Origin of the sequence: Methylopila sp. 73B (assembly GCF_000526315.1) — a bacterium.
Classification (GTDB): Bacteria; Pseudomonadota; Alphaproteobacteria; order Rhizobiales; family Methylopilaceae; genus Methylopila.
Map to the genome: position 1 here is coordinate 1,832,885 of NZ_JAFV01000001.1, position 26,049 is coordinate 1,858,933.

General features: G+C 72.3%; 33 protein-coding genes. 7 read left to right on the forward strand and 26 right to left on the reverse strand.

What is annotated here, in order from left to right; genetic code table 11:
* Positions 1–60: 60 nt before the first annotated feature.
* The 22 genes from K244_RS0108760 to K244_RS0108870 form a co-directional block, all read right to left on the reverse strand.
* Positions 61–1,368, reverse strand: a complete 1,308-nt coding sequence (locus tag K244_RS0108760) for an ATP-binding protein (protein ID WP_245259808.1) — start codon at positions 1,366–1,368, stop codon at positions 61–63.
* A gap of 146 nt (positions 1,369–1,514) precedes the next feature.
* Positions 1,515–2,183, reverse strand: a complete 669-nt coding sequence (locus K244_RS0108765) for a response regulator transcription factor (RefSeq protein ID WP_020185881.1) — start codon at positions 2,181–2,183, stop codon at positions 1,515–1,517.
* Positions 2,184–2,216: 33 nt separating this feature from the next.
* The gene (locus K244_RS0108770; RefSeq protein ID WP_020185882.1) at positions 2,217–2,798 is read right to left on the reverse strand and encodes a hypothetical protein; all 582 of its coding nucleotides are present in this window, start codon (positions 2,796–2,798) and stop codon (positions 2,217–2,219) included.
* A 106-nt stretch (positions 2,799–2,904) separates the two neighbouring features.
* A complete protein-coding gene (locus K244_RS0108775; protein WP_020185883.1) occupies positions 2,905–3,381 on the reverse strand; it encodes a hypothetical protein in 477 nt (158 codons plus the stop codon).
* A 10-nt stretch (positions 3,382–3,391) separates the two neighbouring features.
* The gene (locus K244_RS22610; protein ID WP_020185884.1) at positions 3,392–3,763 is read right to left on the reverse strand and encodes a hypothetical protein; all 372 of its coding nucleotides are present in this window, start codon (positions 3,761–3,763) and stop codon (positions 3,392–3,394) included.
* A 13-nt stretch (positions 3,764–3,776) separates the two neighbouring features.
* On the reverse strand, positions 3,777–4,448 hold the full coding sequence (locus K244_RS0108785; protein ID WP_020185885.1) for a TIGR02594 family protein: 672 nt from the start codon (positions 4,446–4,448) through the stop codon (positions 3,777–3,779).
* A 10-nt stretch (positions 4,449–4,458) separates the two neighbouring features.
* Complete coding sequence (locus tag K244_RS24315) at positions 4,459–5,577, reverse strand: hypothetical protein (protein WP_155931653.1); 1,119 nt, start codon at positions 5,575–5,577, stop codon at positions 4,459–4,461.
* A gap of 230 nt (positions 5,578–5,807) precedes the next feature.
* The gene (locus K244_RS0108795; protein ID WP_020185887.1) at positions 5,808–9,743 is read right to left on the reverse strand and encodes a glycoside hydrolase/phage tail family protein; all 3,936 of its coding nucleotides are present in this window, start codon (positions 9,741–9,743) and stop codon (positions 5,808–5,810) included.
* 181 nt (positions 9,744–9,924) lie between these two features.
* Complete coding sequence (locus tag K244_RS0108800) at positions 9,925–10,389, reverse strand: NlpC/P60 family protein (RefSeq protein WP_020185888.1); 465 nt, start codon at positions 10,387–10,389, stop codon at positions 9,925–9,927.
* Complete coding sequence (locus K244_RS0108805) at positions 10,382–11,254, reverse strand: DUF2163 domain-containing protein (protein ID WP_020185889.1); 873 nt, start codon at positions 11,252–11,254, stop codon at positions 10,382–10,384. The genes K244_RS0108800 and K244_RS0108805 overlap by 8 nt, the downstream gene beginning before the upstream one ends.
* Before the next feature lie 162 nt (positions 11,255–11,416).
* Positions 11,417–12,046 (reverse strand): DUF2460 domain-containing protein, encoded by a 630-nt coding sequence (locus tag K244_RS0108810; RefSeq protein WP_020185890.1) that lies wholly within the window; start codon positions 12,044–12,046, stop codon positions 11,417–11,419.
* Positions 12,043–12,594 (reverse strand): phage tail tape measure protein, encoded by a 552-nt coding sequence (locus K244_RS0108815; protein ID WP_020185891.1) that lies wholly within the window; start codon positions 12,592–12,594, stop codon positions 12,043–12,045. The genes K244_RS0108810 and K244_RS0108815 overlap by 4 nt, the downstream gene beginning before the upstream one ends.
* Complete coding sequence (locus K244_RS0108820; protein WP_020185892.1) at positions 12,581–12,769, reverse strand: phage tail assembly chaperone; 189 nt, start codon at positions 12,767–12,769, stop codon at positions 12,581–12,583. Before K244_RS0108820 ends, K244_RS0108815 begins: the two co-directional genes overlap by 14 nt.
* Entirely contained in the window at positions 12,769–13,131 is a 363-nt protein-coding gene (locus tag K244_RS0108825; RefSeq protein WP_020185893.1) for a gene transfer agent family protein, read from the reverse strand. Before K244_RS0108825 ends, K244_RS0108820 begins: the two co-directional genes overlap by 1 nt.
* 4 nt (positions 13,132–13,135) lie before the next feature.
* Positions 13,136–13,546, reverse strand: coding sequence for a phage major tail protein, TP901-1 family (locus K244_RS0108830; protein WP_020185894.1), 411 nt, complete (start codon positions 13,544–13,546; stop codon positions 13,136–13,138).
* A 21-nt stretch (positions 13,547–13,567) separates the two neighbouring features.
* Entirely contained in the window at positions 13,568–13,981 is a 414-nt protein-coding gene (locus K244_RS0108835) for a DUF3168 domain-containing protein (RefSeq protein ID WP_020185895.1), read from the reverse strand.
* Positions 13,978–14,316, reverse strand: coding sequence for a phage head closure protein (locus tag K244_RS0108840; protein ID WP_020185896.1), 339 nt, complete (start codon positions 14,314–14,316; stop codon positions 13,978–13,980). The genes K244_RS0108835 and K244_RS0108840 overlap by 4 nt, the downstream gene beginning before the upstream one ends.
* Positions 14,313–14,843: a hypothetical protein gene (locus K244_RS0108845; protein WP_020185897.1), complete on the reverse strand. Its 531-nt coding sequence runs from the start codon at positions 14,841–14,843 to the stop codon at positions 14,313–14,315. The genes K244_RS0108840 and K244_RS0108845 overlap by 4 nt, the downstream gene beginning before the upstream one ends.
* A 376-nt stretch (positions 14,844–15,219) precedes the next feature.
* The gene (locus K244_RS0108855; protein ID WP_020185898.1) at positions 15,220–16,518 is read right to left on the reverse strand and encodes a phage major capsid protein; all 1,299 of its coding nucleotides are present in this window, start codon (positions 16,516–16,518) and stop codon (positions 15,220–15,222) included.
* On the reverse strand, positions 16,515–17,048 hold the full coding sequence (locus K244_RS0108860; protein WP_155931655.1) for an HK97 family phage prohead protease: 534 nt from the start codon (positions 17,046–17,048) through the stop codon (positions 16,515–16,517). Before K244_RS0108860 ends, K244_RS0108855 begins: the two co-directional genes overlap by 4 nt.
* 95 nt (positions 17,049–17,143) lie before the next feature.
* Positions 17,144–17,710, reverse strand: a complete 567-nt coding sequence (locus tag K244_RS0108865) for a hypothetical protein (protein WP_020185900.1) — start codon at positions 17,708–17,710, stop codon at positions 17,144–17,146.
* Between the two features lie 383 nt (positions 17,711–18,093).
* Complete coding sequence (locus tag K244_RS0108870; protein ID WP_024816402.1) at positions 18,094–19,257, reverse strand: phage portal protein; 1,164 nt, start codon at positions 19,255–19,257, stop codon at positions 18,094–18,096.
* A 195-nt stretch (positions 19,258–19,452) separates the two neighbouring features.
* Between K244_RS0108870 and K244_RS23060 the strand changes: the two genes are divergently transcribed.
* Both K244_RS23060 and K244_RS22615 read left to right on the forward strand, forming a co-directional pair.
* Positions 19,453–20,307, forward strand: a complete 855-nt coding sequence (locus K244_RS23060; RefSeq protein WP_081761453.1) for a DUF1236 domain-containing protein — start codon at positions 19,453–19,455, stop codon at positions 20,305–20,307.
* A gap of 107 nt (positions 20,308–20,414) precedes the next feature.
* The gene (locus tag K244_RS22615; RefSeq protein ID WP_024816403.1) at positions 20,415–20,831 is read left to right on the forward strand and encodes a hypothetical protein; all 417 of its coding nucleotides are present in this window, start codon (positions 20,415–20,417) and stop codon (positions 20,829–20,831) included.
* Positions 20,832–20,846: 15 nt separating this feature from the next.
* Here K244_RS22615 and K244_RS0108895 read toward each other — a convergent pair whose 3' ends face one another.
* From K244_RS0108895 to K244_RS21670, 4 genes are all read right to left on the reverse strand, one after another.
* A complete protein-coding gene (locus tag K244_RS0108895) occupies positions 20,847–22,199 on the reverse strand; it encodes a terminase family protein (RefSeq protein ID WP_081761454.1) in 1,353 nt (450 codons plus the stop codon).
* A complete protein-coding gene (locus K244_RS0108900) occupies positions 22,093–22,587 on the reverse strand; it encodes a hypothetical protein (protein WP_020185906.1) in 495 nt (164 codons plus the stop codon). The genes K244_RS0108895 and K244_RS0108900 overlap by 107 nt, the downstream gene beginning before the upstream one ends.
* A gap of 435 nt (positions 22,588–23,022) precedes the next feature.
* Positions 23,023–23,445 (reverse strand): hypothetical protein, encoded by a 423-nt coding sequence (locus K244_RS0108905; RefSeq protein WP_155931657.1) that lies wholly within the window; start codon positions 23,443–23,445, stop codon positions 23,023–23,025.
* Positions 23,442–24,116, reverse strand: a complete 675-nt coding sequence (locus tag K244_RS21670; protein ID WP_020185908.1) for a helix-turn-helix transcriptional regulator — start codon at positions 24,114–24,116, stop codon at positions 23,442–23,444. Before K244_RS21670 ends, K244_RS0108905 begins: the two co-directional genes overlap by 4 nt.
* Before the next feature lie 121 nt (positions 24,117–24,237).
* Between K244_RS21670 and K244_RS0108915 the strand changes: the two genes are divergently transcribed.
* Genes K244_RS0108915 through K244_RS22620 form a run of 5 tightly spaced genes read left to right on the forward strand, consistent with a single transcriptional unit; the run spans position 24,238 to position 26,048 of the window.
* Positions 24,238–24,522 (forward strand): helix-turn-helix domain-containing protein, encoded by a 285-nt coding sequence (locus K244_RS0108915; protein WP_020185909.1) that lies wholly within the window; start codon positions 24,238–24,240, stop codon positions 24,520–24,522.
* A gap of 2 nt (positions 24,523–24,524) precedes the next feature.
* A complete protein-coding gene (locus K244_RS0108920; protein WP_020185910.1) occupies positions 24,525–24,764 on the forward strand; it encodes a hypothetical protein in 240 nt (79 codons plus the stop codon).
* A complete protein-coding gene (locus tag K244_RS0108925) occupies positions 24,761–25,003 on the forward strand; it encodes a hypothetical protein (protein ID WP_020185911.1) in 243 nt (80 codons plus the stop codon). The genes K244_RS0108920 and K244_RS0108925 overlap by 4 nt, the downstream gene beginning before the upstream one ends.
* Entirely contained in the window at positions 25,000–25,197 is a 198-nt protein-coding gene (locus K244_RS0108930; protein ID WP_020185912.1) for a hypothetical protein, read from the forward strand. Before K244_RS0108925 ends, K244_RS0108930 begins: the two co-directional genes overlap by 4 nt.
* Positions 25,194–26,048, forward strand: a complete 855-nt coding sequence (locus K244_RS22620; protein ID WP_020185913.1) for a ParB/RepB/Spo0J family partition protein — start codon at positions 25,194–25,196, stop codon at positions 26,046–26,048. The genes K244_RS0108930 and K244_RS22620 overlap by 4 nt, the downstream gene beginning before the upstream one ends.
* The last annotated feature ends 1 nt before the right edge of the window (position 26,049 follow it).

Below are 26,049 nucleotides of genomic sequence, written 5' to 3' on the forward strand. Positions count from 1 at the left end.
AGCGGTCCGGCGGGACCAACAGTGAAACGGTGGATTTGGGCGAAACCGGGGACGGCGCGCTCAGACGCCCGGCAGCAGGAGGTCGCAGCGCAGGCCGCCCAGCGGCGCGCGGCCGAGCGTGAAGCGGCCGCCGTAAAGCCGGGCGAGATCGACGACGATGGCGAGCCCAAGTCCCGAGCCCGGCTTGGTCTCGTCCAGCCGCCGGCCGCGCTCCAGCACCGCGGCGCTCTGCTCGTCGGCGAGGCCCGCCCCGTCGTCGTCCACGACGACGCGGAGCGTGGCGCGGCCGCCGGGCGGCCGCTCGCCTTCCGCGACGGTGATCGCGACCCGCGAGCCGGCCCATTTGCAGGCGTTGTCGACGAGGTTGCCGACCATTTCCTCGAGATCCTGCTTCTCGCCGCGGAAGCGCAGCCCCTCGGCGACCTCGACGGCGATCGCGAGGTCGCGCTCGCGGTGCACCTTCGCCATGGTCCGGGCGAGCGCCTCCACCACCGGCTTCACGGGCGTCGTCTCGCCCGCGAAGGCGACGCCGGCGGCGAGCCGCGCCCGTTCCAGATGGTGGTCGATCTGGCGCTGCATGATCGCCGCCTGCTCGCCCACCTTGTCGGCGAACGGACCGTCGCCGACGGCGGCCTCGTTCTTGATGACCGACAGCGGGGTCTTCAGGCCGTGCGCGAGATTGCCCACATGCGTGCGCGCCCGCTCGACGATCTCGCGGTTCGACTCCAGCAGACCGTTGAGCTCGACCGCGAGCGGCGCGATCTCCTCGGGAAAGGCGCCGTCGAGCCGGGACCGCTCGCCGCCGCGGATCTCCGCGAGCTGCTGGCGGATGCGGGCGAGCGGGCGCAGGCCGAAGCGGACCTGGAAGCCGGTCGTCACCACGAGGCCGAGACCCAGCAGCAGGAAGCTCACCAGCAGAGCGACGTTGAAGTCGGCGATGTCGTCGTCGATCTCGGTGGCGTCGCCGGCGATCGCGATGAGGTAACGCCCGTCCTGCCCGAGGTCGATCGTCCGCTCGACCACGCGGAGCCGCTGCCGCTCCGGGCCCTGCGCATAGCCCTCGCGGGTGCCGACCAGCGTCTCCTCGATCCCGAGATCCGCCAGACGAGGGAGTTGCTCCTCGAACAGCGACTTCGACGTCGTCGCCTCGGGCGGATCGCGGTCGATGCGTGTGATCTGCCAGTACCAGCCGGACAGCGGCAGCTCGAACCGCGGCTCGCCGAAGGAGCCGGGGTCCTCGCGGTCGAAGGCGCCGGCGGCCACCGCGCCGACGAGCGTCTTGAGGTAGACGTGGAGGCGCTGGTCGAAGCCGCGCTCGACCGAGCGGGTGTAGTAGGACGACAGCGTCACGCCGCCGATCAGCAGCATCGCCAGCGTCCACAGCGCCGCGGAGCCGAACAGGCGGGCCGCGATCGAAGCGGTCTTGCGCGGCCGTCGCTCTGGAGCCGCTCCGCTCGCAGGCGCCGAGGCGCCGCCCGCGGCGTCGGACGTCGCGCCGTCCTCGGCGCGCGCGATCATGCGTTTTCGGGCGCGAGCAGCAGGTAGCCGAGCCCGCGCACCGTCTGGATCGCGTCGGAGCCGAGCTTCTTGCGCAGCCGGCCGACGAACACCTCGATGGTGTTGGAGTCGCGATCGAAGTCCTGATCGTAGAGGTGCTCGACCAGTTCCGTCCGCGACACCACCCGACCCTGGTGGTGCATGAGATAGGCGAGCAGCCGGTACTCATGGCTCGTCAGCTTGATGGCGTGGCCGTCGATGGTGACCCGGCCGGCGCGGGTGTCGAGCCGGATCGGCCCGCACAGCAGCTCGCTCGAGGCGTGGCCCGTCGCGCGGCGCAGCAGCGCGCGCAGGCGCGCCAGCACCTCCTCCATGTGGAACGGCTTCGCCACGTAGTCGTCGGCGCCGGCGTCGAAGCCCTGCACCTTGTCCGACCAGCGGTCGCGCGCGGTGAGGATCAGCACCGGCGTCGTGCGGCCGTCGCGGCGCCACTGCTCCAGCACGCTGATGCCGTCCATCTTCGGAAGGCCGATGTCGAGCACGATGGCGTCGTAGGGCTCGGTGTCGCCGAGGAAGTGGCCTTCCTCGCCGTCGAAGGCGCGGTCGACGGCGTAGCCCGCCTCTTCGAGCGCGGCGACGATCTGGCGGTTCAGGTCGGGATCGTCTTCGACGACGAGCAGGCGCATGACGTTTCCTCGAAAGCCTTCACCCGACGCGTTCTAGCGCACGTTCACGAGTTTGCCCGTGCCGGCGTCGACGCGGGCGCGGGCGACCTTGCCGTCGGCGTTGAGCAGGGTGAGATCATAGGTCAACAGCCCGCCGACGTCGCAGAGCTTGTAGTCGATCACCTCTCCGTCCCAGGCCTCGCGCGCGGCGCGCGCCGCCTGGGCGAGCGTCACCGCGCGCTTCGAGCCGATGGCGCCGCGGGCCTCGCGGGCCGAGAGGCATTCGCCGCGCGCGGTCTTGCGGGCGTCGTCGTCGCGCTCGCGGCGCGGGCGGTCATCCGGCGGGGGAGCGGGACGGCGGGCGGGTGCGATCTGCAGATATTCGGTCTGGGGAGGGGTTTCGCCCTCGCGCAGGGGCGTGACACGCTTGTAGAGCCCAGGCGGCGGACCGTCGTTCTCCTGGCCGGGCGGCCGGGGCGGCACGACTTTGAGCTGTTCCTCGGCCTGCGGCGCTGGAACAAGAATGGCGCCCGGCACGGAGCCCGCGCGCGGCTGGTCGTCGGCCGCGGCCGGAGCCGCGCCGAGGCAGACCGCCAGCGCCAGAAGCACGGCTTGGGCTACGCGAAACGACGTCATGACCGCTTATATGCCCCGGACGCCCTGAACCCGCGATGAATGCGAGGCCTTCGACGTCTCCCTCCCGCGTAAACTGGGCGGGGCTTCGGGCCCGGCAAGCGCCCGCTCAGCGCTCGCCGCCGCGCTCCAGGCGGTCGATCCGGTCGTTAAGCCGGTCGAGCGCCCGCCCCTCCGCCTCGCGGCGGGCGATGAGGTCGTCCCGCGCCGCCCGCCGGTCGTCGGCGTAGGCCGCCTTGAACTCGGCGAAGGTCGACAGCGGCGTCGTCGCGAGATCGAGCCGCAGCACGTCCCGCTCCAGCCGCGCGAGCGCGTCGTCGATCGGGCTTTTCGCGAGCTGCCCGCCCGCGACGGCGAGCGCCAGCACCACGCCCATCGCCGAGACGATCGTGGCCCAGGGCGTGCGCGACCGTTCGTCGAGCTTGGCGCCGAGCCCTGAGAGCTGAGCGGAGACCTCGCCGATCCGGCCGCTGAACAGCTGGTTGAGGTCCTGCACCACGCGCTCGAGCCCGTAGACCCGCTGCTCGAGCGCGGCGAAGCTCGCGTCGTCGGGAAGCGCCCGGCGCGCCTGCTGCGGGGCGGTCATGGCGCGCTCCTCACGCCAGCGGGCGGGTGGTCGTCTCGCGGCCGAACCAAGCGTAGGCCGCACCGGCGAGCGAGAGCAGGGTCGCGACGACCGTCGCGGCGTCGCCTTCCGCGATCTCGACGCCGGACAGCCGCCCGAGCGCGATCAGCAGCGGCGCCCCGGCCGCGATCACGATGCCGCGAAGCGTCTGGCTCTCGAGCCGCGGAACCGGCGTCAGCGCGGGCGCGAGCCGCGGATCGCCGACGACGTCCTCGGCGACGCGCCGGGCCTGCGCCTGCGCTTGGCCTGGCTCCGCGCCCTTCGCGAGCGCCGAAGCGGCGGCCTCCGCGACGACGTCCGCAAGCTTGCTTCTGGTGATGGCCGTCCTGGTTTTCCGCGTCATCTGAGCTTCTCCGTCAAGCTTCGTTGAGGGACAGGCCGCCCGCCGCCGCCGAGGCGACGCGGCCGCGCGTGGGCACCGGCGCGGTCTTCGGCCAGCGCACGGCGAGCAGGCGGCCCTTCGCGATCCAGGCCTCGGTGACGGCGTTGGACTGGTTGCCCCCGAGCACCCGCAGCCGCGTCGCGTCCTCGCCGACGTAGAAGCCAACATGGCCGCCGGTTCCGCGAGAAAACACGAGGATCGCGCCCGGCGCAGGCGTGACGAGGCCGACGCCGAACTGTGTCCAGCCGCGGGCCCAGAGCGCGTTCGCCGGCAGCGGCTCGTCGGGGAGCGTCGCGGCGATCTGCGCGTGGACGAAGGCGCCGCACCACGGCGTGTCGTCGTCGCGGTACCACTCGGCGATCGCCTGGCCCCAACGCAGGATCGTCGCGTTCGACCGCCCGCCGGCGATCTCCGAGAGCCCCATCCACCGCCGCGCTTCGGCGAGCCAGACCGGCTCGGCGGCAGTGGCAGGCGTCGCGGACAGGCGCGCCAGGGTCGCGGCGTCGGCGAGGCCGGTGGCGGCGAGGCCCTCCCTGGTCTGGAAGGCGAGCACGGCCGCCCGCGTGAGCCGTCCGAAAATCCCGTCGAGCGGGCCGGGCGCGAAGCCGCGCTGCTTCAGCGCGCTCTGGAGGTCGAGAACCGTCATCGGCGTTCCCTCACATCGCGTAGGAGATGATCACGCAGGCGCCCGCCGCGCCGGCGCCGCCCGCGCCGGAGCCCGCCGCCGGGCGGCCCGCGCCGCCCCCGCCTCCGCCGCCGCCAGTCGCGCCGCCTTCACCACCCATGCCCGCCGCTGCGGTCGGATGCGACCCGCCGCCGCCTCCGCCGCCGCCCGCGCCGCGCGCCCAGCTCCGGCCCGTTCCGGGGCCGCCTGAGAGGCCTGCGGCGCCGGACGTCCCGCCCGTGGACTGGCGAAGCGTCGAGCCGACGACAAAGCCCGCGGCGCCCGCGCCGCCGGCGAAGCCGGAGGCCGTCGCGCTCGTCGGCAGGCCGCCGCCCCCGCCGCCGCCGCCCGGCCCCGAGGGCGCGACGGCGTTGGACGCGCCCGCGCCGGCGCCCGAGATCGAGCCGGCGCCGCCCGCGTTGGAGGCGCCCCCCGCGCCGGACCCGCCCGCGCCGCCGGCCGCCGCGCTGGACGAGCCCCCGACGCCGCCGGAGCCGCCCGACACGCGCAGGACCTGAAACGACGCGGACGAGCCGTTCAGCCGGAAGGCGCTGACGCCGCCGTCGCCGCCGGCCGCGCCCGCCCCCGACCCGCCGGCCGCGACGCCCGCGCCGGCGGTCCCGCCCGCGCCGACCACGACGCCGCAGTCGGCGGTGATCTCGTCGCCGAAAAATTCCATGGCCCCGAAGGCGCCCGCGCCGCCGCCGCCTCCGCCCCCGCGCGCGGCCGCCGTGTCCCCGCAGGCCCCGCCGCCGCCGCCTCCGCCTCCCCCGGTGAGCAGCACAAGGACGCGGCCGGCCCAGGCGGGCTTCGCCCAGTTGGCGTTCGCCGTCAGCACCTCGACCTGCGCACGTTGGGGCGACCGGGCGAAGCTCGCGACGCCGGTGGCGCTGGCGATCTCCAGCGCCGTCGTCCAGGCGCTCCCGTTCGCCGAGACCTTGAGCGCCAGCGCGTCCGAGCCGATCAGGCCGAACTCCGCCCGCCCGCCGTAGGCCGTCTGCAGCAGCAGGCTGGCGGTGTCGGCGGCGGTCGCCTTGTTGAGCTTGAGCTGCACGCCTGCGCCGGCGTGGGTGAACAGCGCCGCGGCGGAGGCGACCACGAGGCGATTCACGTCGTCCGCGGTCGCGGAAATCCCCAACCGTGAAAAACGTGGAGAGAGGCGCAGGCCTTCAGCTCTCGCCAGCGGGGAGAGGTCGCGAGGCGAAGCCGAGCGGGTGAGGGGGCGGGCGGTCTTCGGAAAGAGCTCAAGCCCCCTCACCCGGCCCTGCGGGCCGACCTCTCCCCGCTGGGGAGAGGTGAAGGCCTGCGCTCGGTCGGAGGAAAGTGATCGCCCTCCTGACGTCAGGCTTCGAAGCGGCCCGTGGCCGGAAGCCCGAGGCCGACGACGGCGGAAAGCTGGCGGACCTCGAAGTCGAAGGCCGCGGGCAAGGCCCCGAAGTCCGCGATCTGGTCGCTCGCGGCGTAGGTCGCGGACGGCGTCGTGGCCGCCAGCGTGCGGAGCACGGCGCCAGGGCCGTCGAGGATCGCGACCTCGTAGGCCTCGGTCTCTTCGGCCAGCCGCACCTCGCGGGCGTCGAAGTCGTCGCCGCCGATGCGGGTGCGGCGGATCCAGCGGAGCGCCACGTCGCCGCCGGTCGAGCGGCGCGCGGCCAGCCCCACCGGGGCAAGCGGGGTCAGGCCCCGCGCGCCGGCGCCGACGACGTAGGTCGCGTAGGTCGCGTCGTCCCGCGGCTTGGTGGAAGGCCCGACCCGCCAAGTCACGTCGAGTCCGCGGTCGCCCTCCGGCAGGTTCGAGACCGGGGTCGCGGCCGTGACGAGCACGAAGGCGGCGTTTTCGGGCGTCGGCGCGCCGATGGCGTCCTCCGTGCCGCACTGGCCGCGCAGAAGCTCCGTCAGCCGCCAGAGGTTCGGCCCCGCAAGCTCCGCCGCGCGGAACTGCAGCACCTCCCAGGCGCCGGACGGCCCCTTCACCGCGGCCACATTGGCGCCCGCGAACAGCGCCGCCTCCGTCACGCTCTCCAGCGCCCGGTCCGGCCCGAGCTCCACCACCAGCGCGTTGGTCCGGTCGAACCGGCCGGAGGCGTGGAACCCGAGCGGCTCGTCGAGCCGGCCGATGGTCGACGGAATCCTCAGCACCTGATCCAGCGCAAAGCCCGCGCCGTCGCGCGAGCGGTAGACCGCGACCGGCGTCCAGGGCCTCGCGTAGGCTGCGAGCCGTGGCGCGTGGGGCGCCTCGTCGCCCGCGATCAGCGGGAGGTCCAGCGCCTCGAACACCGGGGCCACGGGCAGCGCGCCCGACGGCGGCGGCCGGGTTTCGCCCGCGACCGGCTCCACGTTGCGGGCGTCGGGGTCGGCGCGGGTGGCTTTCGCCGGCCGCACATACTCGTCGCCCACCTCGTCGAGCCGCATCAGCGTCGTGCGGCCATGCGCCGTGAAGGTGACGAGGTCGCCCGGCTCCAGCGCCAGACGGCCCGGCGGCAGGGTCCACTCCGCCCGCTCGCGCTGCACGGAGGCCTCGATCAGCATGCCGTCCGCGATCGCCTGCGCCTCGACGGGCGAGAAGGCGATCGGCAGCGAGCGCTCCGCCACCGCGCGCCCCTCGCCGCCGAGCCGCCGGGCCTCGACCGCGCTGGAGCGGTAGTCGAGCGCGGGCTCGACGTAGCGCAGCTTCAGCACCGCCGGCACCTCGGAGGCCTGCGCGCGAGTGAGCCGGAACGCCGCCTTTTGGTCGCCCGGATCGACCAGGTCGTCCGGCGTCAACGCGGCCAGAGGCGCGTCGGCGCGGTTGGCGATCTCGATCGCGGCCCCCCTGGCCCGCGCCCGGGCGCCATAGGCCTCGAGCAGCGGCTCGATCGCGTCGCGGGCGCTCATCACCTGGTCGAGCGCGTAGCCGCGCACGAGCCCGTCGAGGCTGTCGAGCGCGAGCGGCGCCTCCACCGGCCGCCCGAGATCGGCGACGACGTCGCGCAAGGGGATCTGCCCCAGCCGCCCCGACAGCCAATGCCCGCGCCGCCAGTTGTCGGCGTCCGCCCAGACGTCGCTGCGCACGGGAAACGCTGGAAACGGCCGGGCGTCCCAGGTCCAGACGAACAGCCGGACCGGGTCGATCATCCGTTCGCCGGTGACCTCCGACAGCGGGTTGTTTCCGCTCCAGCGACCCCAGTGCGTGAGCTGCGCGGTGAGGTAGGCGCGCTGGGCGAGGTCGTCGCGGCGGCCGTTGGAGAACCACGGCGTCGCGCTCTCCGAGGACTTGCCGTCCACGAACACGTTCGGCTGGTTGGCGCCCTTGTCCACGCCCGCGCAGCCGATCTCGCAAAACACGATCGGCTTCGACTGCGGAACCCAGGCCGTCGGCGTCGCCTGCCGGACGCCGCCCGGGCGGTCGTGGTGCGGGTTCTCCCACCAGTTGCGGAAGTCCTTGACCCGGAACACCCAGTGCTCGCCGTGGGCCGTGTCGACGATCGGCGTGCGGACCTGCGCCGCGCAGTCGGCGGAGCTTGCGTAGAACCAGTCGTAGCCCTCGCCGCCTTCCACGTTTCCGTCGAGGTAGGCGAGGTCGTAGGGGCTTTTGGCTCCGCCGATCGCGTCGAGGTGGCCCGCGCCCTCGCGCCAGTCGGCCAGCGGCACGTAGTTGTCGACGCCGACGAAGTCGATGTTCGGGTCCGCCCACAGGGGGTCGAGGTGAAAGTGCACGTCGCCCGAGCCGTCGTCCGGCCGGTGGTTTGAATATTCCGTCCAGTCCGCGCCGTAGCCGATGCGGGCGTCGGGCAGCAGCGTGCGGACCTCGGCGGCGAGCGCCCGCAGCGCGGCGACAGCGGGGTAGCTCGACGGCCCGTCGCGCAGCGTGGTCAGCCCCACCATCTCGGAGCCGATCAGGAAGGCGTCGACGCCGCCGGCCGCCTTCGCGATCCGCGCCATGTGCAGCACGAAGCGGCGGTAGGACCACTCGTCCGGCCCGTCGTAGTCGACGGTGCGGTCGTCGTCGTCCCAGTGGAAGTCGCCGGCCTCGGCCGCGCCGAAGAACGCCGCCACGTCGGCGGCGACCGCGGCGGTCCCGTCCGGGGACCCCGGCCGGCCCGGCGCCGGATGGCAGGTGACGCGCCCGCGCCAGGGATAGGCCGGCTGTTCGCCGGCCCCGTAGGGGTCCGGCAGTCCGTTGCCGGCGGGAACGTCCATCAGCACGAAGGGGGTGAGCATCACCTTGAGGCCGCGGTCGTTCATCTCGCGGATCGCCTGCCGGATCGCCCGGTCCGCCGGCGCGCCGCCGAGCGCCGGGGCGCCGTCGAACTGCGACACGACCTCGACCTCGTCCCGCGTGCGGCCCGAGACGCGCCAGCTCCACGGCCGCGTGGGCTTGGTCCCGGTCTCGACCTTGGGGCAGATCTCACAGTGGCCGACCCGCAGGTCCGCCCCATGCCAGGCCACGATCAGCGAGACGCAGGACGCCCCCGGCGCCGCGGTCTCGAGATCGTCGAGCGCGACCAGCAGGTCGGCCTTTTCGGCGCCCGTGTGGACGTTCTCCGAGGCCCAGGCGCCGAAGGCGACGCGGCGCTCAACCGGCTCGGTCGCGTAGGCGAACTCGGCCGCGCCGGGGATCAGCGTCACGCCGGTGACGAGGTCCTCCAGCGCCGGCTCCCCGGACGGCGGGCGGCGGAGCACCTCCACCGTGATCTGCGGCACGCGGTTGCCGAAGTCCTCGAGCGGCAGCTCCTCGAACACGAGATAGGCGAGCCCGCGGTAGGCCGGCGCGAAGTCCGCGCCCTCGACCGCGACGATCTTGGGGTCGGGCTCCTGATCCTCCGTGCCCCGGTAGAGCCGGATCTCCACATCGTCCTTCGCGATCTCCCGCCCGTCCGCCCAGATGCGGCCGATCCCGTCGATCGGCCCTTCGCAGAGGCCGAGCGCGAAGCTGGCGTAATAGGCGTAGGTCGTGACCTCGGCCTTCGGGCCGCCGCCCTTGCCGCCGGAGCTTTCGGTGTTCGCGTCCTCCCGGAAGCGCGCGGCCCAGATGATCTGCCCGCCGAGCCGCATGCGCCCGTAGAGCCGCGTCACGGCCGCGCCCTCGGTGGAGGCGGTGACGCGCAGATCATCGAGCCGCGGGCCCTTGCTCCGCTGCGTCGTCCCGAACAGCGCCTGGTCGAGCGCGGAGCCCGCCAGCCCGCCGATCGCCGAGCCGATGGCGGCCCCCGACAGCGTGGCGCCGAGCAGCGTGATCCCGGTCGGCAGCAGCGAGCCGCCGATCGCGGCCCCGATCGCGGTGAGCGCAAGCACGGCCATGGGGGGTGTCCTGAAGGTGAGTTGGGAGTCGACGAATTCGCTCAGGCCGCGTGCGTGCTTTGAGACGCCTCGCAAACGCGAGGCTCCTCAGCATGAGGAGGTTCGGGAGTTTCGAGCCTCAGGTCCCCTCATGCTGAGGAGCCGACCAGAGGTCGGCGTCTCGAAGCACGCACGTCCCGGCTCAGAGCCCCGCCGGAAACCGAAACCGCGCGACCAGCCGCCGCCGCCAGACGTCCGGGATCGCGGTCTCCGCCACCGCGTGGCCGTCGTAGGCGTGGACCATGGCCGCGGGTCCCGTCGCGACGCCGGCGTGGCGCGCCGGGCCGTCGCGGCGGACGCGGAACAGCAGCACGTCGCCGGGCGTGACCTCGTCCGGCGGCAGCTCGACGAGGCGGCGGCGGGCGGCGGCGAGCAGCATCTCGGCGCCGCCGTCCTCCGCCCAGCTGCGGGCGTAGGGCGCGAGCGGCTCGGGCTCCGGGCCGATCAGCTCCCGCCAGACGCCGCGGACGACGCCGAGGCAATCGGCGCCCGCGCCGACGAGGCTCGCCTGGTGGCGGTAGGGCGTGCCGATCCATCCTCGCGCCGCCGCCACGACCTTTTCAGCGTCGAGCGTTACCGGCCGTTCCTCATGCCAAATCTCAGACAAGCCGGCCTCCGTCGTTGTCGCCGTCGGAGCGGGCGGAGCCGGTGAGCCAGTCGTTGCCCGGCATGTGCGGGAAGCCGCGGAAATTTTTATGGTTAATGAAGCGTTTACGGCAGGTTGTGAAGCTCTTGTCGCAACCGGCGGTGACCGTGAACGCGTCGCCCACGGCGAGCGCCATGGGGGGCGTCTCGGCGCAGTCCGCCTCGGCCCCGTCGTGGCGCCGGAGTTCCGAAATGGAGCCCACGTTCGCGCCTTCGACCCAGAGGAGCCGCCCGCGCGTGAAGACCGTTCCGCGGCCGGACAACGCCTCGGCGCGGAAGGCGCGGGCGCTGCGGATCTCGGTGACCACGCCTTCCGCGCGGTGGGCGGGCGCGGTCAGGTCCACACCGCAGCGGGCGTCGCCGAGCTCCGCGTCGCAGGCGCGCTGGTAGAGCCGCCCCTGCGGCTGCTGCAGCGCGGAGGCGAGGCCGCGCAGCTCCGCCGTGAACAGGCTGCGCTCGCGCGCCACCTCGCCGAGGACGCCCGCGAACAGCAGCAGCGGCGCGCCCGCCGCCCGCCAGTCGACCAGCGAGAGCGTGACGGAGGCGCCGTCGTAGAGCCCGCGCGCGAGGTCGATCTCGCTCAAGCCAGCGTCGTCCAGCGCGCCCACCACGTCGAGCCCGCCCGCGGCGAGGCCGAGCGCGGCTTCGGCGGCGGACGCCGTCATGCCGCTTTCCGCGCGGTAGGTCTCGCCCGCGACGACCAGGTCGCGGTCGTGGTCGGTGAAGCCCAGCACCACGCCGTCCCGCCGCGCGAGCCGCCACAGCCGGGCGAAGGTGGTGGCCCCGGAGGCGAGCGCCGCCGCCATGGGTTCGGGAATGTCGCGCATGGGGACGCCTCGAAGCGGGACCGCGTCGCCTCTCCACCCGAGCCGTCATGCCCGGCGCAGCCGGGCATCCACGACTTGGGCGCGGAAAGAGCGACGTCGTGCGAAGTCGTGGATGCCCGCCGAAGGGCGGGCATGACGGCGTTTCATTCGGCGACCAGGCGGCTATCGCAGCCGGATCTCCACCACCGGGATCGACGGGATCGCCCCCGCCTCGAAGGCCGCGAGGTCGATCTCCAGCCGGTCCATGTCGAACCGCACGGGCACGTCGAACCGGAAGCCGGCGGAGACGGCGGCGCCGGCCGAGGGCGGCACATCGAGCACGACCGCGCCGTTGGTCATGTCGAGCGCGAAGGCGGTCGTCGCGACGCCCCCGACGGCGACCACGACCGAGTCCGCCACGGGCTTCGCGATCGGCCTGACATAGGGGTCGAAGGCGCCGCCGTAGGTCTTGGTGAGGGGGAACCGGCGGGTGCTCCCGTCGCCGGTCCCGATCCGCTGGTCGGTCGCCGAGACCGCAGCGCCCGGCGCGGAGGAGCAATGGTCCAGCGGGTCCCTGAAGCGGAAGCCGTGCAGCCTGCCGCGCCGCTCCTCGAAGAAGGCGACGACGGCCGCGAGCTGGACGAGCGTGCGCACGCCGAGCCCCGCGTCCCACCGCCGCCGCGAGTGCGCCCAGACGGCGTTGCGCTCCTCGAAGCCGGAACCCAGCGTCGCGATCTCAGTCTTTCGCTCCGGCCCGCCGCGCGCGCCGCGGGCGATGTCGGTGGGGAAGCGCACGTCGTGGAACGCGGTCACAGCCCCCGCCTCCCGCGCGCTACGGCCCGCGCGAGCGCGGCCGCGACCTGGCCTTCGGAGCGGCGGAAGCCTTCGACGTCGGGCGTCGTGATGTTGACGGTGACGGACCCGCCGCCCCCGCCGCCGCCCGAGGCGACGCCGAGACGTCCGTCCGCGCCGCGCGTCAGCGGGAGCACGGCTTCCGGCCCCGCCTCGCCGGCGAGCGCCAGCGCCGCGCCGCCAGCGGAAAGCACGGTCGGCGCCGAGAGCACGCCGCCCTTCGCCATGGGCGTGACGCCGCCGAGGAGGCTCGACATGAGGTTCGAGAACATGCCGCCGACCGCCTTCTCGGCCGGCCGGAGCGCGGCCGAGAGCGCGAGCTCCGAGAGGCGTGAGCCGAGCCCCTTCAGCACGTCGGAGAGCGAGCGCCCCTTGACGACGCCGCCCTCCAGCGCGTCGCCGATCGCGGAGCCGAAGCCGCGCGCGAGGCGCTGGGCGTCGGTCATCTCGCGGCGAAAGCCGGTCAGGTCGACCCGGACGTCGAGGGACACGGGTTCAGATCCGGCCATGGGAGATCTCCTCGTCGGGAAAGCGGGCGATCAGGGCGGCGAGTTCGGCCTTGGCGAGCGGCTTCGGGCCGGCATGACGGCGCGTCACGCCGTCGGCGGCGGCGGCGATCTCCCGCGGGGTCGCGCGCCAGAAGGCGTCGGGGCTGAGCCGCAGCACGCCGAGGCCGAAGCCCATCAGCTCGTCCCAGGGAAAGGGCCGTTCGCCTCGCCCGGCGCGCCCTCCCCCGCGCCGCCGAAGGTCGCCTGCAACAGATCCGCCACCGCGCGGACGTATCCGGCGGCGCCCTCCGCATGGGCGAGCCGCGCGACCTCAACGTCGGCGATCTCCTCGCCCGCGCCGCGGAGGCCCGCTCCTAGGATGAGGGTGGCGTCGCGGGCGGAGAGCCGTCCGCTCTCGAAGCGCTCGGCCAGCGCCGTGAGGTCGGCGACGCCGAAGGCCGCCTCGAGCTCGGCCAGCGCGCCGAGGGTGAGGACCAGGCGGCGCGGCCGGCCGTCGAACACGGCCTCCGTCTCGCCGCGGCGGCGGTTTGCGGGCATGGCCTCAGACCGCCGTGAAGGCGAGCGCGCCGGCGCTCTCGAGCGCGAGGTCGTAGACGACCTCCCCGGCGTGGTCGCCCCGGTAGTCGAGGCCCGTCACCTGGAAGGGTCCCTCCACCCGGCCGAAGTCGGGGATGACGATCTGGAACACGGCCGCCGCGCCGTCGAAGACGAGCCCGCGCACCAGCGCGTCGGAGGCGTCGTCGCGGAAAACGCCGGCGCCGGCGACGCTGGCCCTCTTCACGCCGGCGCCGGCCAGCAGCTCGCGCCACCGGCCGGCGCTTTCGGAATGGGTGACGTCGACCGGCTCCGCGTTGAACGACAGCGAGCGCGCGCGCAAGCCCGCCACCGTCGTGAAGCCGCCCGCGCCGTCGGCGATCTTGAGCAGCAGGTCCTTGCCCTTCTGGATGGCCATGATGTCCCTCGAGGAATGACGTCAGAGCGGTTCGGTGACCGCGCGGAACGAGACGGTCGCGCGGCGACGGCCGTTGTCGGCGGCGCGGCCGGAGTCGGTGAAGCGCCAGGCGAGGCTCGCGAGGCTGTGGCCTTCGGGCGAGAGCGCGGCGCCGTCGAGCCGGCGCACCAGCCGGTCGGCGATCTTGAGCGCCTCCGCCAGCCCGCCCTCGCGCGAGACCACCTCCAGCGCGAACAGGTGCTCCTCGACCGGCGCGGCGTCTCCCGAGAGGTCGCGGGTCTCGACGCCGCCGAGCGCGACGTAGGGCGCGGCGGCCGCGCGGGGCGGCTCGTCGTAGACGTGGGCGCCGCCCAGCAGCGCGGCGAGCGCCGTGTCAAGGATGAGGTGCTGATACACGGCTGCCCGAAGCGACAGGGTTGCGGAGACCTCGCTCACGGCGTCGTCTCCTCGCAGAGCAGCTCCTCGAACCGGCCGTCGGCGTCGGCGAGCCGCACCGAGAGCACCTCGAACGTCCGCTCGCGCCAGAGCACGCGATGACCGCCGGTGACGTCGCCGCGGGCGCGCAGCGTCACGCGGTAGAGACGGGCGAGACCGAGCGCGAAGCCGCGTTGCGTCTCCGCGGCGTTCAACGGCTCGACGCTCGCGAAGGCCTCGCCGGCGCTGGCGAAACTGCGCGCGACGCCGCCGGCGCCGTCCGGCGTCTCCACCGGGGCGAGGATCTCGACCCGCCGCCGGAGCGCGCCGAGCGGAAGCGCGACCACGCCGCTCACAGCCGGAGCTCCCGGTAGGGCGCGAGCAGGTTGGCGACGTCGGCCGGCGGCCCGTCCGCGGCGCTCCGGCGCTCGAAGCCGTCCGCCACCAACCGGCGCAGCGCAAGCCGGAGCGACTCCGGCACCTCGTCCGGTTCGCCGTAGCCGCAGGCCATGTCGATCTCGACGATCCGGCCGACCGGCGGGCGCTTTAGCAGCGTCAGGCGCTCCGCCCCCCAGTCGAAGCGCCAGTCGGCGGGGTCGAGCGCGTCGAGCCCGCCGTCGGGGCGGCGCACGCGCACCTCCTCGACGTCGCGCACCGGCCGGGGTTTGAGCGCGATGACGCCGTCCGCGGGCGCGGCTGCGTCGAGCCGCCAGCGCTGAGCGACCAGCACCCGGCGCGTGAGGCGCTCGACCGCGTCGCGGGCGGAGGCTGCGAGCGCAAGCACGAGGTCGTCCTCGGCGTCGTGCTCCAGACGCAGGTAGGCCTTCGCGTCCGCCAGACCGAGAGGCTCGGCCGCGGGCGCGGTGAGAAGAACGGCGGGCATGGGGGCCTCGCGGAACAGCGTGAAAGGAAGGCGCGGGCGTCCCTCCCCTGGGACAGGGGAGGGTGGACGGGCGAAGCCCGGCCGGGTGGGGTCGGCGGCGGAACGAGGCGGCCACGCGAACGTCGCGTGCTACGCCGAAGACCCCACCCGACCCTCGGCTCCGCCGAGGGCCACCCTCCCCACGCTCCGCGTGAGGAGGATGAAGGCGATCGGGCCGCCCGCTCGCCATCGCCCCGGCCGAAGTGCCGGGGCCCATCATCCCGCCGTTCGAGATCGGCCTGAGCCGGCAGGCTGATGGATTCCGGGACTTCGCCCGGAATGACGCGTCGTGGTTCCGCGCGTCTCTCGGAGGCGTCGGACGAGAGAGCGGCCAGCCTCAGCTCGCGCTGAACCGCAGCGTCTTGATGGCGTCGAAGTCCTGCACGCCGCCGCCCACGCGCTTGGTGGTGTAGAACAGCACGTAGGGCTTGGAGGTGAAGGGGTCGCGCAGGGTGCGCACGCCGATCCGGTCGACCACCAGGTAGCCGCGGCGGAAGTCGCCGAAGGCGATGGCGTGGGCGTCGGCCGCGATGTCCGGCATGGCCTCGGCCTCGACGAGCGGGAAGCCCATCAGCGTGGCCTCGGCGCCGGGGGCGGCCGGCGGCTCCCACAGGTAGCGCCCGTCGGCGTCCTTGAGCTTCCGGACGGTCGCCTGCGTGCGCCGGTTCATCACGAAATGGGCGTTGCGCCGATAGCCGGAGCGGAGCGCGTAGACGAGGTCCAGCAGCCTGTCGGAGGGGTTCGAGGCTGCGAAGGCGCCGGCGGCGCCGCTCGCGACATAGCCGATCGAGCCCCAGCTCCAGCTGGCGTTCGCCACCTTGGTCGGCGTGAGAAAACCCTGCGGCCGGGTCACGCCGTCGCCGGTGACGAAGGCCACGCTTTCCTGCTCCGCGAATGCGGTCTCCACCTCCTGCGCGATCCACTGGTCGAGATCGACCGCGGCGTCGTCCAGCAGCGTCTGCGTCGCAGCCGGCATGGCGAACAGCTCCATGGCGGGAAACGCCAGCTCGTCCAGCGCCGGCGTCGCGGACTGGGCGCGGGCCGCGGTCTCCGCCGCCCAGCCGGAGGCGAAGCCTTCGGTCGCGAAGGGCTTGCGGAACACCGAGGACGTCACCTGCTGCACGCTGGCGATGGCGCGGATCGGCGAGACCTCGGCGAGCTTGCGGCCGATCTCGCGCTCGGTTTCCTCCGGCACGAGATAGCCGCCCTGGGCGTCGGTCCCGGCGACCAGCGCCTTGGACTCCAGCCCCTTCAGCGAGGAGACCTCGCCGCGGCGGACATAGGCGTCGAACGCCGCCTTGTGCTCGCGGATCACAAGCCTCGCGGACGAACCCGCCGGCTCCAGCGCCGGCCGGCGGCCTTTGAGCGCCAGATCGTCCAGCAGCTTCTGCTGCCGGTCCAGCGCGTCGTCCAGCCGGGCGAGCTTCTCGTTCGTCACCGGGTCCGGCGACAGCCGCTGCTCGATCTCGGCCAGGCGCTCGTCGTTGACCTCCTTGAAGCTCTCGAAGGCGCGCATGAAGTCGTCGAAGGCGTGGACCACCTCGAGGCTGGAGGGCGCAGCGCCCGCCGCCTTGGTTTCGGGCGAGCGGGGATCGGCGAAGGTCATGTCTGCGAAGGCCTTGTCTGCGAAGGTCATGGACGAACCTCGTTCTGGACGGGTGGAGCGGAGCCCTTCACCGCGCCGACGCGGGCGTCGGGCAGCATCGGGAAGGTGACGACCGAGATCTCCCAGAGGTCGACCTCGACGAGACGGCGCACGCCGCCCGGCTCGCGGGCGTGGCGGACGGGGCGAAACCCGATGGACAGGCCGTCGAGCCCGCCCTGGCGCAGCAGGGCGTGCACCTCGCGGGCGCGGGCCACGCCCATGTTGAGCCGGCCGCGGACGCGCAGGCCGCGCCGGTCCTCGGCGAGGCTCTCCCAGGCGCCGATCGGCTCGGCCGGGTCGTGCTGGAACAGGAAGCGCACCCCGCGCGCGCCCCGCCGGGCGAGGCTTGCCGCGAAGGCCCCGCGCGCCACGCGGTCGCGGCCCAGATCGACCACGTCGAACAGGCTGGCGTAGCCCTCGATCGTCCCGTCCGCCGACACCGCCGGCGCGACGGGCAGGCGCTTCAGTTCGGGCGCTTGGCGGGACGGGTCGGCGACCCGCCGGAGTGGCGTTTCAGGCATTTGCTTCGCCATGTCTGGAGGACGGCGCTCGGCCATAAAAAAAGCCCCGCCAGAGCGGGGCTTCGAACGATCTCAGGCGCGCTGGAGGCGCGGCGTCATCCAGCGGCGCGGCGGGGCGCAGGCGCGGGCGGCTCCAAAGTCGCCGCATGGGACGCCGCGCTCGCCTTCAGGTCTGCGCGGAGCGCGCCTGCGCTTGCGTCCAGAAGCTCGTTGGCCCGTTTGAGCACGACGGCCTCGACGACCGCGTCCGCGGGCAGCTTGTGGTTCTCGAACAGCCACTCGCTCACGCTGGCCCACTGCCAGAGAGGGCTCTCCGAAGCGACCTTGGCGGCTGGCGGCGGAAAGTTTCGTCCCCGCTGGCCCTTGGCGTACTGCGTCATCGCAGCTCGGCTCATGCCGGTGCGCGCGGCGATGTCGGCCAGGCTGACGAGCGGATCGGGCTCGATCCGAACGACCTCCGCGCCCGCCGCACGAACGGCTTCGATCGCCGAGGCCAGAGCCTCGTCGAACCGGTCTGCGTCGCGGGCGAAATCCAGGAGGATGAGGCCGCGCTGGAATGAGACGGTTGCGTCGTCGCAACCCGCCTCGAAGAAACGCGTTTCGAAATCGTCAGACGTGGGATCGACCCCTGTCGCAACGATAACGAATTCATGAGTGGTCATCGATGTCGTCCCTGCCGTGAGGACAGCGGTCCACGGCGCGCTTGATCTGCTTGGCGTGGTTCTCCGCCGAGCGCGGAGTGCTGAAAACGCCTACCTGACAACCGTCCTGAGCCGCATGAGCGCAAAACAGACGCCCCCAGTGCCCCATGCTCCGCAATCGCCAGCCCTTCAACTCCGCGTAGGCGACCGCATCCTCGACGTGCTTGTCAGGATGGCGAGACCTACTCACAGCCAACGGATCCGAAACCTATCGCCTCGCTAACAAATGTCAACACTCGCACATCCTATTAGGCCAAGTCGTAACGAACGGGTTAACGAGAGCCGGAACGCGCAAGAGTTGCAAGACGGACAGACGCGCGGAAGCGCGAAAATGTCCGCCCCCCTCACCCCTCCTCCGCCCCGTACCCCACCGCCGCGCGCTTTTCGTCGGGGCTGAGGAAGTCCGCCGCGCCGACGCGTCGCCAGAGCGACTCGCGCTCCTCGGCCAGCGCCTCGATCGCGTCGAGGTCCGGGGTCAGCGTCAGCGCCGCGCTGTAGGCCGGGGACAGCCAGCCTGCGAGGCTTTCGGCCACGCGGCCGAGCAGCGGCAGCACCGTCTGGCGCCACAGCGCGCGGTTGGCCTCGCGGTAGTTGGCGTAGGTCGCGTCGCCCGGGATGCCGAGCAGCATCGGCGGCACGCCGAAGGCGAGCGCAATCTCGCGCGCCGCGCCGTTCTTGGCGGCGAGGAAGTCCATCTCCTGCGGGGAGAGCGACAACGGCTTCCAGTCCAGCCCGCCGTCGAGCAGCAGCGGCCGTCCGGCGTTGGCGGCGCCGGAGAACTGCGCCTCCAGATCCTCCTTCAGCCGCTCGACCTGATCGTCGGAGAGGCTCGCCCCCTCGGCGCCCCTGTAGACCAGCGCGCCGGAGGGCCGGGCGGCGTTGTCGAGCAAGGCCTTGTTCCAGGCGGAGGCGGCGTTGTGCAGGTCGAGGGCGGTCGCCGCCGGCTCCAGCGGGCTCAGGCCGTAGTGGTCGTCGAGCGGATGGAACAGCGTCAGGTGCAGGATCGGCGGGACCGGCTCGGCGCGCTGGTCGAAGCGGACGACCTCGGCGCCGACGCGGTACTCGTAGGCCTCGGGCCAGCCCTCGGCGCCGGGGACCACGCGCATGCGGTCCGGCCGCAGCGCATGAAGCTCGCGGACCTCGTCGCCGAGTGTCACCGCCTCGACATAGGCGTTTCCGGCGATCAGCAGCTGCGACACCAGCGTCTCGACGAGGCCCGCCCTGCCCTGCCGCGGGTTCGGGCGCTCCAGCAGCGCCGCGAGCGGATGGCCCTCGAGCTCGCGCCCGGCCTCCATCAGCGTGAGCGGCGTGCCGCCGGCCGCTTCCGCCACGAGGCGCACCGCGCGGTGGACGATCGGGTTCCGCTGGTAGCCCTCGCGGGCGAGGCTCGTCTGATCGCGCGGGCTCCACATCGCCCGGCCGCCGCCGTGCAGCGCGAGCAAGCCGCCGGCGCGCGAGGCCTTCGCCTCGGGCGCGCGGCCGAGAAGGCGCGCGAAGGGAAACGCCATGGCGCTCTCCATCTGGTTTTGGACGTCAGCAACGACGGCGCGACGCCGCGCTCAGCGCTGCATTGCGAAGTCGAAACGCACGCGTTGCAGCATGTGCGTCAGAACGTTTAAGTGGAACGAAGTCTCGAAGCCGGCGTTTTTGTGCCGAGGGGCCCAATCGACCATCCGGATCGGACGGTCGAAGAAGGCAAAATCATGAAAAACCTGCTTCTCGGCGGCGTCGCTGCACTTGCGATCGTCGCTTCGCCCGTGTCCGCTGTCGCTCAGTCGAACGACCGCGGCGCCCAATCCGAAAGCCCGCGATCCATGGAGTCCGGCGGTTCCGGCCGTGCGGAGTCCGGTTCAGGCGGCGGCCGCATGGAGAGCGGCGGCGGGTCGGACGGCAGTCGCGAACGGGGCTCGTCGTCCGGCGCGGAGATGCGCGGCGACCGACCGTCCAGCGAGCGCATGGGCGACAAGCCGTCGGCGGCCGACCCGTCCAGGGACACGCCGTCCGGGCGTCCGTCCGCGAGCGACGCGCCCTCGTCCCGCGACAAGACCGAGCGCTCCGGCGGAGCCGCGTCGTCCGATACGAAACCGTCCTCCGACACCAGATCCATGGAACGCGACGAGAAGCTCCGCGAGCGGTCCGAGCGATCCGGCGGCGCGCGCGATGCGGCGGACCGCCCCGACAAGGAGAGGATGGGCGGCGACAGCTCGCGCGACCGTCCAAGCTCGGAGCGGTCCACGACGACCGAACGCTCGAACGAGCGCGGCTCCGACCGAAGCTCCAGCCGGACCTCGGTGAACATCTCCACCGAGAAGCGCAGCACGATCCGCGAGACGATCGTGTCCTCGCCGAGCGTGCGGAAGGTCTCGCGCTCGACGGTCGGCGTCGACCTGCGGGTCGGCGTGTCGGTGCCCCGCACCGTGACGATCGAAAGGTTGCCGCCGCGGATCGTGGAGATCGTGCCGGAGTACGCCGACTACAGCTACTTCGTGCTCGACGACGGCACGATCGTGATCGTCGATCCCTCCACCTACGACGTGGTCTACGTCATCGAGTCCTGACCTCGCAGGCGCCCCGCCGGGAACGATCGCTCCCGGCGGGGCGTTTCGCCCCAACGCCGGCCGGTCCGCTCGCGGCCAGGTCGGCTGCGACGGAAGGAGCAGGTTCCATGAAACGGCGCATCGCGCTGGCGCTCGCCACAGCGGCGCTCTTGACCTTTTCATTCGAGGCCGTCGCGCAAAGCGGCGGATCGTCGGCCGGCGGGTCGTCGGGCGGGTCCTCGTCCGGCGGGTCCGCAGGCGGCCGATCGTCGGCCGGCGGCGGCTCGTCAATGAGCGGCTCGGGCGCTGCGGGAACGGCGGCGCCCGGCGTAACGGCCCCGCGAACCGGCGGCACGGTGGGGACCGGAAATGACGCGGCCACGGCGAAGCAGGGCGGCCTCGAACGCGGCTCGGGCGGCGTCGCGGGGCGCAGCGGCCAGGGCGGCGGCTCGACCGTGGGGTCGAGCGAGAACAAGGCCGATGATCCCTCGCTGAACCAGGGCATCTACCGCGACCCGAGCAAGGCGACCCGCGGCGAGCGTTGAGGAACTGACGGCGCGCTAGAGCCGCAGCACGCGCGGGCCCCGCCCCTTCGCGCCGAGCATCAGATGCGTCACCGCCCAGACCAGGGCGTCAACGCGGTCGGGCGAGCGGCCGTTGGCGAGACCGTCGAGGCCGAAGGCGGCCATCTCGTCCTCCAGCGCGGGATGGGCGCCGACATGGGCCACTCTTCCTTGCGCGTAGAGCGCGGCGACCGGCTCCGCCCTCAGCCACTTTCCGCGGGTGGCCCGGACGGCGACGACGGGGACGCCGGGGTCGACCTGCGCAATCACCGAACGCACCATCTCGCCGCCCTGGTTGACCTCCGCCACCAGCGCGTCCGCCTCGAGCCGGCGGTGCAGGGCGACGGCGCGGGCGGCCCAAAGCTCCGGCCGGGCGGCGTGGGCGGTCTCGTCCGCCAGCACATAGGCCCGGTCGTCAGCGCCCAGCCCCACGGCCACCAGCCCGCAGGCGTCGGAGCGTTTTCCGCCGCCCGCGGGCGGATCGACGGCGACGACGATCCGCTTCAGCTCCGGCGCCTCCCGCACCCGGGAGCGCTCGATCGCCTCGCGGCTCCAGAGCGCGTCCTCGTCGTCCTCGAGCAGCTCGCCGTCGAGCTCCTGCCGGCCGAGCCTTGTGCCGGCGTAGGTGCCGACCACGGCCTCGAGAAAGCGCGGGGCGAGATTGGCGGCGTTCATCCGCGTGGTCGCCCGCGAGACCGCGGTGGCGGGGTCGGCGAGCAGCCGCTTGATCAGCGGCACGGCGCGCGGCGTCGTGGTCGCGAGCTGGCGCGGCCGCTCGCCGAGGCGAAGTCCGAACTGCAGCATGTCCCATGTCTCCTGCGGATGGCGCCATTTGGCGACCTCGTCGCACCACGCGGCCTCGAACTGCGGCCCGCGCAGCGCCTCCGGATCCTCGGCGGAAAACCCTTGCGCGATCGCGCCGTTCGGCCAGAGCAGCCGGCGCCGCGTCGGCTCATAGACTGGCCGCTCGGCGCCGGGGCTGACGGCGAGGATGCCCGACACGCCGTCGATCATCACCTCGCGCAGGTCGGCGTAGGTCTCGCCGACAAGCGCGATGCGGCCGACCGGCGCCTCCGCGAAGCCGCGACGGCCGAGCGCCAGCCCGCAGACCCATTCGGCGCCGGCGCGGGTCTTGCCCGCGCCCCGGCCGCCCAGCATCAGCCAGGTCGTCCACCCGCCCGGCGGCGGCAACTGATCGCGCCGCGCCCACAGGCCCCAGAAGGCCGTCAGCGCCCGCGTCTCGTCAGCCGTCAACGCCGCCAGAAAGCGGTCCTTCGTCTTCGGCCCGCAGGCGAGCCAGTCGGCGCGCAAGCTCGTCGCGGAGGGCGTCGAGATCGACGGGCGCTTCATTCTCGTCCCCCCGTCCGCCGGCGCGCGTCTCGTCGCGATCGAGCGCGGCCAGATCCTTCAGCGTGCGCACCAGCGCGCCGAGCGTCTTGGCCGCCCGTTCCGCCTCGTCGAGCCCGCTCCCGCCGGACCCGGCGAGCAGCGGTTCGATGGCGGCGAGCCGTTCGTCGACCCGCAGCCGCAGACGGCGCACGGTCTCCAGCCGATCGACCGCCGGCCGGGTCCACCCCTCGCGCGCCGCCATGCGGCACAGCGCCGGCCGGGACACGCCGATCCGCTGAGCGATCTCCGCCTGGGTCAGGCTCGTGGTCTCGATCAGCCGCCGCGCCTCCGCGATGGTCTCGGCGGACGCGCGCGGCTTCGGCCCGGCTTTGGGAGTGTTGTCGGACACATGGTTCTGCAGTGGGCGGGATTATCCGGGATTAGGCGGGCAAAGGCGGCAATCGCCTCAGTCCTGAGGGGCCATACGGCCGAAACCGATGTCTGGCGGCCGATGGTGCTTAGACACTTGGTTCTGCACGGCGGGCGGTCGCGGACACTTGAAACTGCAAACGGCCCCGGGACGCGCGTCGTCGCACGTTGTGGCGGTGCAGCCTTCGAGCGGCCTTCAAGTCATTGATTAATGGGAGTTTCAGTCGTCAACGATCGAGCGGGCGCGGCGGTGAACCCGCGGCTAAGGCGCAAGATCCTTCGGGTGCAATAAGGGCGACCCTGTTTCGGTGCGAAATGGCGCTGAAACGTTCAACTCTCAAGCGCCCGGCCCGGTGCGGGCCATCGCGAATAAGGGCGAAACTGAAACGCCCCAGCCGCCAAAACCGTGAGAGCCTCAGCCGAGATCCAGAACCAGCTGGCGCGGTCGCTTCTGGTCAAGCTTCGCCTCGCAGTCGCCTGTCTCAGTACGCCAGCGCCCATAAACGGCTTGCAGCCCGACCAGACTTGGCGCGTCCAAGCCGTTCTTGGCGACGAGTTCGAGATATCGGGCCAACCCAGCCGTCTCGAGGATCGACCGGATGCAAGAATGGTACTTCTCATCACCCGACATTCGATCGCGCGACGCGAACAGAGCACGGGTTGCAGCTGCGGCCTGCCGTTGAAGTTCCGATAGATCACGCGTCTGAATCGCCGCCCGGATCATGGGCTCTGCCTCATGCACATGATCGAGCAGCGCCCGAGCTTCGACGCGATCGTCGGCTCGTGCGGGCGACGCAACGGAGACGAGCAGAACAGCGCACCAAGCGGCGCGTTTCATAGCCGCCCCTTTCCAACGAGTGCGAAGGCGTTCCATACGACCTGCCCAACAACATGCAAAGACACGGCTTTATCCGCCGGAAACTCTTCGCGCTCATAGCGCGGATTATCGGAGATCAGAACCACGGTTCCGTCCACTCTGATTTGAACGCGTTTGACTAGCAATTCGTCGTCCCGGCGGATCGCATAGATAAAACCGTTCATCACCTTGTCGACCGCGGTGTTGATGAGGATCAGCGCGCCGTCCGGGATGGTCGGCTCCATGCTGTCGCCGGTGATCTCGGAAAGGATGGCGTTCGAAGGCGAGACGCCCAGGCGCGTCAGCCACTCACGACGGAACGCCAGATACTCGAGGATCTCCTCGCTCGGGACCACTGCGCCCAAGCCTGCGCTGGCCCGCACATCGTAGCGCGGGACAAGGGCAAATGTGTCCAGCAGACCCTTGCCCTCCTCCGGTTCCGCAGAAATCTGCGCTCCGTCGTCTCTCACGAGCCAGTCGATGCTTTTAGCCGTCGCAGCGCTGATGGCAATTAGGTTGTCCAGCGAGGGCTTTGTACCCGCCGCGTACTGCCGGATTGATGATTCTTGAACGCCGCACAGTCGTGCGAAGGCAGCCTTATTGCCCTCGGAGAGCTGGTCGATCAGCTCGTTTAGACGCTCTGCGAAGGGCACGGCCGCTCCATATCCGCACAAATCTGTTGCCTAAGCCGCAGACTTCTGCGATCGTCACCTAGGTGATTTGCAGCACCGAAAAAGCCGGCCCTGGCAGGCCGGCTCCCCGGAGACGAGACGAGTGACGCGGAAGCGCAAGCGTTGGGACAAGCACGCGATCAAAGCCGCGGTTCACCGCCGCGGCGAGACGCTGAAGTCCCTCAGCGAGAAGGACGGGCTCGAGCCTTCGAGCTGCAAAGTCGCTCTGCACCGCCGGAACCGGGCGGGCGAGATGGCGATCTCGCGCTTTCTCGGCGTCGCTCCCTCCGAGCTGTGGCCTACGCGGTATCCCTCCACCCAAGACTCGCAAAACCGTTCTAGCGCTGAAGCGCAGGCGCCGGCGAGTCCAATCGTCGAGCACGTCTAGACATGACGCATGTGACGCCGCCCCGTCGCTCGCCGCCCGAGATCGCAGACAGCGTCTCGCGCTTTGCTCCCACCACCTACGCGCCGCCTTTTGGGCCGTTCAGCCCCGGCGAACCCATGGTCGAGACCGACGCCGACCGCCGCATCGTTCACGCCGCGCTGCTGTTGATCGCGTTCTCGCTCGGCGCCGTGGCCGGCTGGGTCGCCTTCCTGTCGAAGATCGTTCTGGGCGGCGCGCTGTGAGCGGCGTGTCTCTCACCCGGCAGATCACCGCCATGCACGGCGAGATCACAATCCGGCGGCGCGAGCTGCTCGAGGAGGTGCGGCGCGGCCGAGCGAAGGAAGCCCAGGCGGCATACGCCATCGAGTCGCTCGAGGCGGTCGTCGAGACGCTGAAGTGGCTCCAGCAGAACGAGACGAAGATCCGCGCGGCATGCGCCCCGACCAACGGCGACGCCCTTTCGAAGGCGCGCGCCCAATGAGCGCCGCCCCCGTCCAGCTCTTCGAAGCGCTTCGGACCATGATCGACCTCGCAGAGGCCGACAGGTGGCCGACCGAGCACGTGCTCGACCTTCTTCACCGCATGGGCCGGCCGATCCGCGTGGATCAGTCGATCGAGCAACTGCCAGCGGGTTCCCTCGCCTGCCGGCCCTCTTCTTCCAACGAGACAGCATGAGCATGACAGCCGCCGCGGACTTCCGCGCGATCGAGATCGCGCGCATCGACGACGACGACCGCCTTCGTCCAGTCGACGAGGCCTATGTGGCGATGATCGCCGCCTCCATGGCCGCGACCGGCCTGTCCGAGCCCATCATCGTGCGCCCGCATCCGACCGCGGAGGGCCGGTTCAAGCTCGTCGCTGGCGCGCACCGCCTCGCCGGCGGCCGGCTCAACGAATGGACCGAGATCCCTGCGATCGTCCGCGAGCTGGAAGACGCCGAGGCCCAGCTCGTCGAGATCGACGAGAACCTGATGCGGCGCGAGCTGGGACCGCTCGACCGGGCGATCTTCCTCGCCAAGCGCAAGGTTGTCTGGGAGGCGCTCTATCCGGCCACGAAGAACGGCGGCGACCCAAAAACCAAGAAAACTCTGCGGGATAGCCAGATGGCCAATTTGGCCATCCGGTTCTCGAAGGACGCAAGCGAGAAGACTGGCTTATCGGAGCGCTCGATCCGGCGCGCGACTAGCCTCGTCGCGTCCCTGACGCCTGACGCCCTTCGTCTCGCTCGTCAGACCTATCTCGCGCGCCATGGCGGCGACCTTGCGGCGCTCGCGGCGATGGACCCCGCCGAGCAGGTCGCCGCCGCCTCCAAGATCGCATCCGGCGAGATCAAGACGCTTTCGAGCTACCGGCCGGCGCCGAAGCGCCCGGCCGACGAGGTGCACTTCGAGAAGATGGTGGACCTCTGGAGCCGCACGGGCACGAAGGTTCGCCGACGCTTCCTCGCGCACATCGGCGTCGAAACGCCGAAGAAGCCGGCGCTCTCCGTCGCCAACGACGCCGCCGATCTGGACGAGGTCGGCTGAC

Excerpts from the sequence above, each read along its gene's own strand:
- K244_RS0108760 (WP_245259808.1), bottom strand. The coding sequence starts at position 1,368 with ATGCTGCTGATCGGCGGCGTGACGCTGTCGTCCTACTACACCCGCTCG.
- K244_RS0108765 (WP_020185881.1), bottom strand. The coding sequence starts at position 2,183 with ATGCGCCTGCTCGTCGTCGAAGACGATCCCGACCTGAACCGCCAGATC.
- K244_RS0108770 (WP_020185882.1), bottom strand. The coding sequence starts at position 2,798 with ATGACGTCGTTTCGCGTAGCCCAAGCCGTGCTTCTGGCGCTGGCGGTC.
- K244_RS0108775 (WP_020185883.1), bottom strand. The coding sequence starts at position 3,381 with ATGACCGCCCCGCAGCAGGCGCGCCGGGCGCTTCCCGACGACGCGAGC.
- K244_RS22610 (WP_020185884.1), bottom strand. The coding sequence starts at position 3,763 with ATGACGCGGAAAACCAGGACGGCCATCACCAGAAGCAAGCTTGCGGAC.
- K244_RS0108785 (WP_020185885.1), bottom strand. The coding sequence starts at position 4,448 with ATGACGGTTCTCGACCTCCAGAGCGCGCTGAAGCAGCGCGGCTTCGCG.
- K244_RS0108795 (WP_020185887.1), bottom strand. The coding sequence starts at position 9,743 with ATGGCCGTGCTTGCGCTCACCGCGATCGGGGCCGCGATCGGCGGCTCG.
- K244_RS0108805 (WP_020185889.1), bottom strand. The coding sequence starts at position 11,254 with ATGCGCGACATTCCCGAACCCATGGCGGCGGCGCTCGCCTCCGGGGCC.
- K244_RS0108815 (WP_020185891.1), bottom strand. The coding sequence starts at position 12,594 with ATGGCCGGATCTGAACCCGTGTCCCTCGACGTCCGGGTCGACCTGACC.
- K244_RS0108820 (WP_020185892.1), bottom strand. The coding sequence starts at position 12,769 with ATGGGCTTCGGCCTCGGCGTGCTGCGGCTCAGCCCCGACGCCTTCTGG.
- K244_RS0108825 (WP_020185893.1), bottom strand. The coding sequence starts at position 13,131 with ATGCCCGCAAACCGCCGCCGCGGCGAGACGGAGGCCGTGTTCGACGGC.
- K244_RS0108830 (WP_020185894.1), bottom strand. The coding sequence starts at position 13,546 with ATGGCCATCCAGAAGGGCAAGGACCTGCTGCTCAAGATCGCCGACGGC.
- K244_RS0108845 (WP_020185897.1), bottom strand. The coding sequence starts at position 14,843 with ATGCCCGCCGTTCTTCTCACCGCGCCCGCGGCCGAGCCTCTCGGTCTG.
- K244_RS0108855 (WP_020185898.1), bottom strand. The coding sequence starts at position 16,518 with ATGACCTTCGCAGACAAGGCCTTCGCAGACATGACCTTCGCCGATCCC.
- K244_RS0108860 (WP_155931655.1), bottom strand. The coding sequence starts at position 17,048 with ATGCCTGAAACGCCACTCCGGCGGGTCGCCGACCCGTCCCGCCAAGCG.
- K244_RS0108865 (WP_020185900.1), bottom strand. The coding sequence starts at position 17,710 with ATGACCACTCATGAATTCGTTATCGTTGCGACAGGGGTCGATCCCACG.
- K244_RS0108870 (WP_024816402.1), bottom strand. The coding sequence starts at position 19,257 with ATGGCGTTTCCCTTCGCGCGCCTTCTCGGCCGCGCGCCCGAGGCGAAG.
- K244_RS23060 (WP_081761453.1), top strand. The coding sequence starts at position 19,453 with ATGAAAAACCTGCTTCTCGGCGGCGTCGCTGCACTTGCGATCGTCGCT.
- K244_RS22615 (WP_024816403.1), top strand. The coding sequence starts at position 20,415 with ATGAAACGGCGCATCGCGCTGGCGCTCGCCACAGCGGCGCTCTTGACC.
- K244_RS0108895 (WP_081761454.1), bottom strand. The coding sequence starts at position 22,199 with ATGAAGCGCCCGTCGATCTCGACGCCCTCCGCGACGAGCTTGCGCGCC.
- K244_RS0108905 (WP_155931657.1), bottom strand. The coding sequence starts at position 23,445 with ATGAAACGCGCCGCTTGGTGCGCTGTTCTGCTCGTCTCCGTTGCGTCG.
- K244_RS0108920 (WP_020185910.1), top strand. The coding sequence starts at position 24,525 with ATGACGCATGTGACGCCGCCCCGTCGCTCGCCGCCCGAGATCGCAGAC.
- K244_RS0108930 (WP_020185912.1), top strand. The coding sequence starts at position 25,000 with ATGAGCGCCGCCCCCGTCCAGCTCTTCGAAGCGCTTCGGACCATGATC.
- K244_RS22620 (WP_020185913.1), top strand. The coding sequence starts at position 25,194 with ATGAGCATGACAGCCGCCGCGGACTTCCGCGCGATCGAGATCGCGCGC.